The organism is Neochlamydia sp. EPS4 (assembly GCF_000813665.1).
In the GTDB taxonomy this organism is placed as follows: domain Bacteria; phylum Chlamydiota; class Chlamydiia; order Chlamydiales; family Parachlamydiaceae; genus Neochlamydia.
Genome location: NZ_JSDQ01000029.1, coordinates 18,639 through 28,076, shown reverse-complemented (window position 1 = coordinate 28,076; position 9,438 = coordinate 18,639). Strand labels below are relative to the sequence as shown.

10 protein-coding genes are annotated in these 9,438 nt (G+C 35.8%); 3 read left to right on the top strand and 7 right to left on the bottom strand.

Annotated features, from left to right (window positions below; all coding sequences use genetic code 11):
- Nucleotides 1–936, bottom strand: a 936-nt coding sequence (locus tag DB42_RS02530) for an ISAs1 family transposase (RefSeq protein WP_044881595.1), incomplete at its 3' end; no start/stop codon positions are given.
- Nucleotides 937–1,202: 266 nt separating this feature from the next.
- On the opposite strand from DB42_RS02530, the gene DB42_RS02525 reads away from it, so the two are divergent.
- Complete coding sequence (locus DB42_RS02525; RefSeq protein WP_044881594.1) at nucleotides 1,203–1,472, top strand: hypothetical protein; 270 nt, start codon at nucleotides 1,203–1,205, stop codon at nucleotides 1,470–1,472.
- Nucleotides 1,473–1,477: 5 nt separating this feature from the next.
- Here DB42_RS02525 and DB42_RS02520 read toward each other — a convergent pair whose 3' ends face one another.
- Both DB42_RS02520 and DB42_RS02515 read right to left on the bottom strand, forming a co-directional pair.
- The gene (locus tag DB42_RS02520; RefSeq protein WP_044881593.1) at nucleotides 1,478–1,684 is read right to left on the bottom strand and encodes a hypothetical protein; all 207 of its coding nucleotides are present in this window, start codon (nucleotides 1,682–1,684) and stop codon (nucleotides 1,478–1,480) included.
- A 12-nt stretch (nucleotides 1,685–1,696) separates the two neighbouring features.
- Nucleotides 1,697–3,853: a hypothetical protein gene (locus DB42_RS02515; protein ID WP_044881592.1), complete on the bottom strand. Its 2,157-nt coding sequence runs from the start codon at nucleotides 3,851–3,853 to the stop codon at nucleotides 1,697–1,699.
- A gap of 700 nt (nucleotides 3,854–4,553) precedes the next feature.
- Here DB42_RS02515 and DB42_RS11815 point away from each other — a divergent pair.
- Entirely contained in the window at nucleotides 4,554–4,769 is a 216-nt protein-coding gene (locus DB42_RS11815; protein WP_044881591.1) for a transposase, read from the top strand.
- Here DB42_RS11815 and DB42_RS02505 read toward each other — a convergent pair.
- Together DB42_RS02505 and DB42_RS02500 are read right to left on the bottom strand one after the other, a co-directional pair.
- Nucleotides 4,752–4,976, bottom strand: a complete 225-nt coding sequence (locus DB42_RS02505; protein ID WP_044881590.1) for a hypothetical protein — start codon at nucleotides 4,974–4,976, stop codon at nucleotides 4,752–4,754. The two genes, DB42_RS11815 and DB42_RS02505, sit on opposite strands and share 18 nt — an antisense overlap.
- A 10-nt stretch (nucleotides 4,977–4,986) precedes the next feature.
- Complete coding sequence (locus tag DB42_RS02500; RefSeq protein ID WP_052435924.1) at nucleotides 4,987–5,670, bottom strand: HAD family phosphatase; 684 nt, start codon at nucleotides 5,668–5,670, stop codon at nucleotides 4,987–4,989.
- A gap of 35 nt (nucleotides 5,671–5,705) precedes the next feature.
- Between DB42_RS02500 and DB42_RS02495 the strand changes: the two genes are divergently transcribed.
- Nucleotides 5,706–6,539 carry a D-Ala-D-Ala carboxypeptidase family metallohydrolase gene (locus DB42_RS02495; protein ID WP_044881589.1) on the top strand — a complete coding sequence of 278 codons (834 nt, stop codon included), beginning with the start codon at nucleotides 5,706–5,708 and terminating at the stop codon, nucleotides 6,537–6,539.
- 291 nt (nucleotides 6,540–6,830) lie between these two features.
- Here the strand turns inward: DB42_RS02495 and DB42_RS02490 are convergent, their stop codons facing one another.
- Nucleotides 6,831–8,009: a hypothetical protein gene (locus DB42_RS02490; protein WP_155117391.1), complete on the bottom strand. Its 1,179-nt coding sequence runs from the start codon at nucleotides 8,007–8,009 to the stop codon at nucleotides 6,831–6,833.
- Nucleotides 7,975–9,432 carry an MBOAT family protein gene (locus DB42_RS02485; RefSeq protein WP_039386394.1) on the bottom strand — a complete coding sequence of 486 codons (1,458 nt, stop codon included), beginning with the start codon at nucleotides 9,430–9,432 and terminating at the stop codon, nucleotides 7,975–7,977. The genes DB42_RS02490 and DB42_RS02485 overlap by 35 nt, the downstream gene beginning before the upstream one ends.
- Nucleotides 9,433–9,438: the final 6 nt, after the last annotated feature.

The following is a 9,438-nucleotide window of genomic DNA, read 5'->3' as shown; positions in this document are numbered from 1 at the left end:
ATCCAAAATCCAGTGCAAATTATTCTCTACTTGCCAATGATCTCTAGCCACTCTGGCAAACCTCTTTGCATCAACTTCAAAACTCATTGCATAATATACTTGTTCTATCGTCACTTTTCCTTTTAGAGTTCTCTCCCTCTGACATAGACCCACAGATTTTAAGTTAGACCATTCTTTTGATTTAGGTAAATCTGCTGCATCTAAAACCCAATAATTGCGCTCTTCTATACGACCATGTTCTTTTTCTAATGTTTTAAAATGGTCAGCATCACAGCCTTTAAACTCTTTTTTAAAGGCATCTGTAAATAAGATTTCAATTTCTTCTTTAAAATCCTTTTCATTATCTTTTATTGGTAAAGCATAGTCTCCACCTCTTTCTGAAATTAAAGTCGCTGTTTTTTTATGGGAATGAATGGCATCCGTAGTAACTATGCATCCTTTTAAATCCAACATTTCTAACAACGGCTTTAAAGCTGTTATCTCATTCGATTTATCCCTTACGGCTTGCTGAGCAATGCAAAGACCATTTTCTATACTCCATGCATGTAGCATATGGGCCATGCCCTTTAAACTTTCTCCATATGCTCCACAAAGACTTTTTCCATCTATTGCAATAATGTCGCTAGATGAATGTTTTTGCAGTGATTGACTCCATGCAGAAAAACATTCGCAAAATTTATTTTTATCTATTAATGAAAAAACTCTACAAACTGTATCATGAGCGGGGATTCCATAAGGTAGATCTACATATTTTTTTAACCATTCTAAATTAGCGTCCGCTACATCTACAATTTCTATAAAGCTATCTGCCCCACAGAGCATCCCTGTTAGAGCTATAAATAAAATGGATTCTAAGCTGTATTTTTTGCATCGTTCTATTCTTGGGTCGGGGACAATTTTTAAAAATCCCATAATGACGGTGTCATCCTCTGACATGGCTTCTCCTGTATTAAAGGAAAAGTTGTGAGGAAAATATTTTTACTTATCAAGTAAAATTAAATGCGTTAACCCTGAACTACTACTCATAAAATTTGACATAAAGTAGCTTTTACTTTTAAGATTTATAGAAGGTCAACTAGCTTTTTCCACATGCTGCAAATGATTTAAATTTTTATTAAACTATTAACTTAGTTTTTTTGCTTATCTAAAGAAAGACAGAGCAACGAAGTTAAATTAAGCTAAATATTACAAAAGAAAGATATATGACTATTTATTCTACTCCTACCGCCATGCCTCTTTACCGGCACCCTACAGGAAGGCTTTTTCGGTCCCACCCGCAAGGAGGTTACGAGGAGCAAACTCCCGACGGATGGATTCCTGTTACTAACAGTCATTTAATTCGTTCTATCCAAGAAGATTCTTTTAGTATTTCCCCTACACCTCCTGCCTTAGCTTGTCGTAGCTTGACAATTTATTCTCAACCCACCACAATCCCCTCGCATCTCTTTCTTAATCTCTTAAAAAAGAAGTAATTTTTTTAATAATTGAGAAGAGTCTTATATTTTTCATGGATAGTTAATGCTTCTGCCTCTAGAACACTATAGCCATCTTGTTCAATTAGATGGAAAATATCTTGATTGAATGACTTGTCTTCCCATTGGTCCGTATCAAGTCGACGGATTTCTACTGTTCCTTCGGTAGTACGTGCAATAAATGCCGGGGTAACATAATAACGCCAATCCATAGCTAATCTCCTTTATCCTATTTTTATTTGATCTATTCCTGCTCCAAATAAATTTAATTGTACCTGCTCACACATTTTAATTACGCTCCTTGGATTAGATAAGCCAGTACTTTCTAAAATTTTCTCACGTGAAGCATTATCTTCTAACTTACGCATGACCTGCTCTAAGAAGCGATGGGACATCTCTTTAATGGATTCATTTGTGCCATCATGAACTTGAAGAAAATGGAACTGAACTTCTCCCATAATTCTTTTTCCAGTATGCGGTGTTTTTAAGTAAACCTTTGCATGAATACCCACATAGCCACTGGAATAATCTTCTTTAAACTTATTAGAAAAGACTATTTCATATCCTCTTTTTCGAGATTCTTTGGCAAATATATGAATAGCTTGGCGCATCTCATCTATATTGTTGGCAATAAAGGTAGTACGTATGGTGTCATTCAACTTCTTTAGCGCCCCTAAAAAATCTGCCCCATTGCCTACCCATAGGCTAGCTTTCCTATTCATACTTTCTTGGTTTTTGATAAGAAATTGGTTTGCGTCTCCATGAAAAGAGTGAACACCACTTTCCTGGCAAGTAGCTGCTACCATTGCTAAAAACTCGCTTTTTACTTCCAAAGCGCTGTTGTGCAATTCTGTAATCGTGGAAGCATCATTTATCCAGGATAGATGGGCTGAAGAACTTCTTTCAGTCTGATAGTCTTTTTCTACATTTATCTTGCGGGCAATTATTTCTTTTCGCTCCTTCCAAGCTTCCCTTATCAATGAAGCTTTATTCGGGATCACCCCTTGTACGCCTTCCAATAAAATTAAAGAATGGCTCCCTGCATATTTATCCGCATGATGGGCAGCCATACGTAAGTTTTGAGCAACCTTATCAGTTAGCTGTTCTTCCTCTAGAAGTTTTAAGATCTTCCTATTCAGCTGAAGGACCCCCACATCCTTTCTGATGGTTTGATCTTGTAGCACATCGCAGACTAGGAAGGGTAAGACCAGCTTACCATCTACATTTCCTACCATTCTAGTTTTCAATAGCTCTTGTTTTTTATCAGCAGGTATTTCATTTAATTCTCGGATCCTTTGCTGAAGAGAAGATGAGGAAATAGCTAGCAATGTTGTGTAAATTTCAGGATAGATTTTCTCCATGACTGCTAAATTATCTATTATAGTTGAGTGAGCTTCTATGAGAAAATCTTTATACTTCTGTTCTACTGGCTCTCCTTGTTCTAACCTTTGTAAAAACTTAACATAAGCTCCTGGCGCTCCTTGTACATATCTTAAAGCCTTTAATTTTTCTTCTGTTGAAAGCTTCATTAGCTCTAAAATAGCTTCTTGGTCTTCTGCAGATATAAAATCTGTCTGAACCATGGCACCTGGCCCCTTAATTATTCCTTTTTCATTAAGACTTTCAAGAAAAGAGGGAGAACCTAATCCTTGCTCATGCAAGACTAAAACCACTTTTTTTCCTTCTTTCTGTAATTCTTGTGCTAAATTTGCTATTAGCTCGGCTATTTCTAAGGCTTCTCCTTCTAAGGAAGCAGTGTTAACGAGGTCAAATTCATCTAAAAGAATAGTATCAGAAGAAGATTCTAATAGGCCTTTTTTGATACTTTCATAATTATCCTGCAACCATTTTAATTCATGGCCTTTTAGCTCATAATAACCCTCGCGCCATAGATGTTCTTGCTCTTGGCCCGTGCTTTCATGCAATTCGAAATAGGAAGTAAGAAACCTCTTTTTTAGATCAAATGTTGTAGGGTCTTTAACCGCTAAGCGAATTTGCTCAGATTTACCGGTTCCCGGTGCACCATGTACAATACAAGCCCCATGAATTTTTAAAGCTTTTTTTATGGCAATGACAACAGGTAACCTTTCTTTTACGCTCTGCGTCGGTTGGCGGGAGCTTTTTGTAGACTGGTGAAAATGAGCAGCCCATTGCACCTTAGAATCGCAACTAGACCTCTCCTTACCAATCTCTTGGATGGTATGACGACGAGCTGCTGTGGGGAGTGAGAGACCCGTAGAGTAAGATCGAGAATAAAGAATACTTGTGCGCAACATGATATGGTGAACTTCTAAAGTACTTTTAGTTATAGCCTTACAAGTATGGGACAGAGCATTATGCTGCCCTACGCCACTTAATAATGTTTTTCGTAAAGGTATCATTACTTTCTCCTTTCTTCTAACTTAACGATCATTAATAAGAATTCTTATATATTTTAACTAATTTTTAATTATATATTATTAACAATATATAATTAAAAACAATTGTTTTAAACAACAAAATAAACTTTATAAAATAAGTTACATTTTATTACTTATTAACAATTTATATTTAAAAAATAATTAGATGAAAAAAAAGAAAAATAGAAAAAGTCTAAAAACGCCTTTGAATGAAAACCTAAAGAAAATATACCAGAGAAAATAAATAAATAGTTAAATATTTAAAGCAACTATTTGTATAAAAAAATAATTGTTAAAATAAGGTTAACTTTCACGATATAAAAAAATAGGCGTTTTTACATACTAACTTATTATTTTTAAAAGCTTATCATTAAGCTCATGCTTGCATAAAGAGCTGCTCAAAAGTATGTAATTACAATCGCCTAGGTGTCCTAAAAAAGAGGACAATGCTAATTAGGAGATTGTAGAAAAAAACTAAAGCTTGGATAAATATCTTTTGATGTTTATCAAGGTTCATGAATATTAACTTTTCCTTTTATTTGCTATAGCATCTGCTTGAAGAGCTGGATTATATTAAAGAAAAATATAGTTTTTAAAACTTTATTCAAATCATGAAGCTATCATATTAATAGTAAAAGATTTAAATGTGTGAGGTGTTCTTTTTTTAAGAAGGAAAAGACATATGCCAGGAAGTTTTGAAGGACTTACAGATACTCAATGGAGAATCTTACAACCGCTTTTGCAGCAAAGCCCTTCGAAAAATTTAAAGAGAAAGCCTCATACTCCCTGCAGAAAAATCTGTGACAGATTATTCTGGATTTTGATTACAGGGTCACGTTGGTGGATCTTCCTAGAGGACCGAATTGGGGATCAAGATCTGCTACTCATCGGTGGCTAGGTAAATGGCAAGAAGATGAAACTTTAGATAGCTTGCTAGCGCCATTAAAGGAATGCGCGGATAGGGGACTAGAATGATTAATTGGGAAAAACTAATATTTTTATTAAAAGCAAGGTGATTAATAGCTGGCCGTTCGATAGAAGCAAAGAATTTATTAAATATTTTTAAGAGAAAAGGTAGATACCAGTAAAAAATGCGAGCATGCAAAAGTATTAAGCTAGGGCCCTAGACTTTCTAGCTTTTGCGAATTATTTAAGACGTTAAAGTCGACGACACGAATCACATTTGAAGGGAGGTTATCATAAGCAGCTTTTGAAACGAGCACCGGGTGAGCAGAAGTTTGCAAGAGAGCTTTAATACCTCTTGGAGTATCTTCAAAGCCAATAATATTATCGTGGTAATCGGCAAGTTGTTTGATAGCAGTAAGGTAGCTTTCTGGATGAGGTTTAGGGTGAGTGTAAAATTCGCGGGTAAACCAATAAGGGATGGTATTGAGGATAGGAAGCTGACAGCGAACAGTATCCACAAGCGCCTGCGGAGAATGAGTAACCACACAACGCTTGATATTAGCTTTGTCTAAAGCCTCTAGCAGTTCCTGCACCCCCGGCATAAGTTGAATATCCTGGTGTAAAAGTTCAATCACTTTTTCTCTTTTACATGCATACAGAACATCCCAGTTAGGCTCTACTTCATAAAGGGCGGGCAGCTCGCGATAAATTTCTTCCTTTAAGCCCTCCGCATGATAATGAGCAGCTTGGCAATAGCGTGCAAAGCTCCAGTCAAGATTAAAACCATATTTCTTACACATGTACTGATAGGCTTTAAAATGAATTTCTTCGGTATTAACTAATAAACCATCGAAATCGAAAAGAAACAGTTGATAATCATCTATCCAATGCATAAGCTAATAATTCCAATTTTAGTTAATTTATTCATATGAAATGCTTTTCTGTTGTTTTAACATTCCTTCTACCCTTTTTTCTTAGCGGCTGTTTTTTCTCTGAAGAAGCAGAAAGTGAACGTGCACGCCTACAAAATGCTATAGGAGAATATATCTATCGCCGCCACAACGAATATCTTTTTAAGCCCGAGCCTGCTACTCAATCAGCTCCAATTCTATATTCCTGGGAAAACAACTCTTTTCATTCTATTACTAAAGAATATTTTCGTTGTAAAGGCAGTAGCCTTAATCCTCCGCATGTCGTTCAACGCAAGCAAGAGACCTTACGTTTTTTCGACTGTGGAGGAGCGGAACGTCATAGTTTGCCTTTGCATAATGATAAGGAATTTGTCTACCCTATTCTAATTAATTTGCTTAATTACCTTCAGCATAAATCAGGTAAAAAGATTGTCATTACCTCGGGCCATCGCTGCCCTCAGCATAATATCTATGTAGATGATTCTATAGAAAACCAGTCATCTAAGCATATGATCGGCGCAGAGGTCTCTTTTTATATCCAAGGATGGGAAAACAAACCGGAAGAAATTATTAAGCTTATTCATCACTATTATTTGGAAACACCCAAATATAAAGGATTAAAAGATTTTCAAGAGTTTAGCCGTTATGAAAAGCAAGATACGAATGTCTCTACGCTGCCCTGGATGAATAAAGAAGTGTTTGTAAAGCTTTTCAAAAAAAAGGAGGGGCGTAATTTTGATAATCGCCATCCTTACCCTTATATTAGCATCCAAGTACGTTACGATATGGAGACCCAAACAAAAGTATTTTATTCCTGGGAAAAAGCCCATCGAAACTTTTTACGCCAATAAAACATAGTATATAAAAAAAGTTTATATAATTTCTTAAAAGAGCATTAAATAAATAGAGAAAGAGGCTATAAAAGATGTGAGGTAGGTTGGATAGAAAAAGGATCTAAAAAGAGTCATGGCGAGGACAAAACCTCTTGAGCTGCTGCTTTATAATACGCTCTTTGAGCCACTTCTTACGTCATCATTTACCTCATCATACCCTCTCTTTAAGGAGAGAGAGCTTTCGGAAAGGCAATTCCCTTTTTAGACACTCTAGCTAGAGTTTCTTTAAACGATTAAAGCCGCCCTCTCCTAAATATTCAGTTGATTTTGCAGCCAAATAGCCAAGTCAAAATTTTTTTCTATCCAGTCATCTCTTTGCTTACGTATTTTTGTTAGATATAATTCAACTGTTTGCGGATTTAATAAAAAACCAGCCTCTTGCTCATGGCAGCCATTTTCTTTCCCATACACACGATCCAGTATAATCTGTCCATACAAAGGGGTAAAGTGAGAGACCTCGAAAAAACGTCTATTAGAGTTACCTATTGATAAATCTTCTTGATTAAAAGCGCAGAAGCCGGAGAAATCGTAGATAGGGTAAATGGCACTTAGCTGGCGTTTCAAATTTTCTAAAGCTTTCCAACAATTACATTGATAAAGCGCTTCCCAATAGTAAACATGGGCTGGACTAAAGACTACTTTCAAATCAATATTGTTTTCCTGACACCTCTGCACAAGCTTTCTAAACATAGCCACTTTTTTATCATCAATTTCATAATTATTGAAGATTAACCTTTTCTCTTCTTTCAAAAATTGCACAGGGTTTTTGACAATTATTGGATTAAGAAGGATAAAATCATTTTCATCAATCTTAACATAATAGCCAGCCACCTCTTCTAGCTTTTTAGGATTTATATTGTGTTTAAAAGTAGACCAACTAAATTTAATAGTTTGTTGTGACAATAAGCACTGGGCCCAGTCGGAAAAAGAGAGAGAAGCCCTTCTCAATCGATCTTCCCTATATTCTGCTACAGGCTCAAGCTGGCTTGCAAATGCAAAAAAGTCTAAACTAAGAAAAACTGCTTTCAGATCAGGTTGGTTATACAAAGCATGTTCAAAGTAGCCAAAGATTTCGTCAAAGCGAGCTCCGGAAAAAGCTGCCTTATAAGCTTGCCCTCCAGCTAATTGATTATAATAGGTTAATGGAAAACCTGCACGTACACGCGAGGATCCTAACATAATAGCTGTCGGCTTTTTAACTATAATCTTAGCTGCCTTATCAAATCTTTCCTGTGTGCTCTCTAATTTTTTATCATTCAATCCAACAATTATAGGAGGCTTAAAGTAATCAAAAGGATCTATTAAATAATTAAAAGAGACAATAAATATAAGAGCAATTAGGGTAGCAACGAAAAAAGCAGTAAGAAAGAGATGATGGTTTTTATCAGGCATACTAGAATTGATAATAAAGAAATTCAGTAACGGCATCCAAATCTATCAGGCAAATAATAAAGATCGCACTCAAGCTTAAACCTGATAAAATAGGATATTTAATAAAACGTTCTTTCCACCACATGCTATTGGGAAGTAATAAGGTAGCTAACAGGCAAGCCAAAATTTTTAGCAAATCGTAGAGGCGTACATTGGAAAAATGAAGCCTTTCAAAAGTCACTCCATAAGCTTTCAAAAAGGCTAAGCTATATTCATATTTTTCAGGAAGGATTACTCCATTATAACCAAACAATCCCTTTAATATCATCCAAGCTCTATGTAAATCAGGAGAGCGGAAGATAACAAAAGCCACTACCACGCAGAAAAAAGTAAAACTCTGTCCTAGAAGAGGTGATAACTTAATATTAAGCTTACGCCATAAATGATTAATCATAAGAAAAAAACCATGGCAGAGCCCCCACACCACAAAGGTCCAATTAGCCCCGTGCCAGGCTCCACCAAGGAGCATAGTAAGCAACAAATTAGCTAATTTGCGGGTCTCCCCATATCTATTCCCTCCTAAAGGTATGTATAAATAATCTCTTAAAAAGTTAGAGAGCGAGATATGCCAGCGCCGCCAGAAATCAATTATTGAGGTGGCTTGATAAGGAGAGTTAAAATTAAGCGGTAGTTGAATATTAAAGTAGAGCCCTAGCCCAACAGCCATATCTGAATAGCCAGAGAAATCAAAATAAAGCTCTATAGAATAAGCTAAGGCCCCTATCCAAGCTTGTAAAAAAGGGATTAGAGTTTGATTTTGATCAAAAACCGGGGTGACATATCCATACATGGCATCAGCAATGAGGACTTTTTTGGCTAATCCTATGACGAATAAAAATGTTCCTTGGGCAAAATTGTAACTAGACCATTGATAGTTGGCAGGGTTGTCAAATTGCGTAATCATTTCTTTATGGTGCAATACCGGGCCTGCGATTAAATGAGGAAAAACTGTTACAAATAGACTGTAAGAGCACCACCCTCCTGGAACGGCCCTCGCTTGATAAACATCTACAAGATAGGCTATTTGAGTAAATGTAAAAAAAGAGATTCCTAGGGGTAGAATGATATCTAATAATTTTATCTCAGAAGATAAAAAATAGTTAGCACTGCTAATAAAAAAATTAAGATATTTAAAATACAGTAAAAGAGCCAGATTGAATGTTAAGCTTAATAGTAGATAAAGCTTTTTTACTTGGCTTGTAGAAGCATTATATATCTGATTGCCTGCTATATAATTAAAAAGAATGGATGCACATAATAAAGGAACAAACCGCACATCCCAGTAAGCATAAAAGATTAAAGAACTGATTAGCAAAAACAGCTGAGCACCTTTCTTAAGGTGAAAATAGCAGCAAACAAAAAATATTGCTACCACTATAGGAAGATAGATAAAGATGAAAAGGTAAGAGTTAAATAACATCTTCGC

Excerpts from the sequence above, each read along its gene's own strand:
- DB42_RS02525 (WP_044881594.1), top strand. The coding sequence starts at position 1,203 with ATGACTATTTATTCTACTCCTACCGCCATGCCTCTTTACCGGCACCCT.
- DB42_RS02520 (WP_044881593.1), bottom strand. The coding sequence starts at position 1,684 with ATGGATTGGCGTTATTATGTTACCCCGGCATTTATTGCACGTACTACC.
- DB42_RS02515 (WP_044881592.1), bottom strand. The coding sequence starts at position 3,853 with ATGATACCTTTACGAAAAACATTATTAAGTGGCGTAGGGCAGCATAAT.
- DB42_RS11815 (WP_044881591.1), top strand. The coding sequence starts at position 4,554 with ATGCCAGGAAGTTTTGAAGGACTTACAGATACTCAATGGAGAATCTTA.
- DB42_RS02500 (WP_052435924.1), bottom strand. The coding sequence starts at position 5,670 with ATGCATTGGATAGATGATTATCAACTGTTTCTTTTCGATTTCGATGGT.
- DB42_RS02495 (WP_044881589.1), top strand. The coding sequence starts at position 5,706 with ATGAAATGCTTTTCTGTTGTTTTAACATTCCTTCTACCCTTTTTTCTT.
- DB42_RS02490 (WP_155117391.1), bottom strand. The coding sequence starts at position 8,009 with ATGCCGTTACTGAATTTCTTTATTATCAATTCTAGTATGCCTGATAAA.
- DB42_RS02485 (WP_039386394.1), bottom strand. The coding sequence starts at position 9,432 with ATGTTATTTAACTCTTACCTTTTCATCTTTATCTATCTTCCTATAGTG.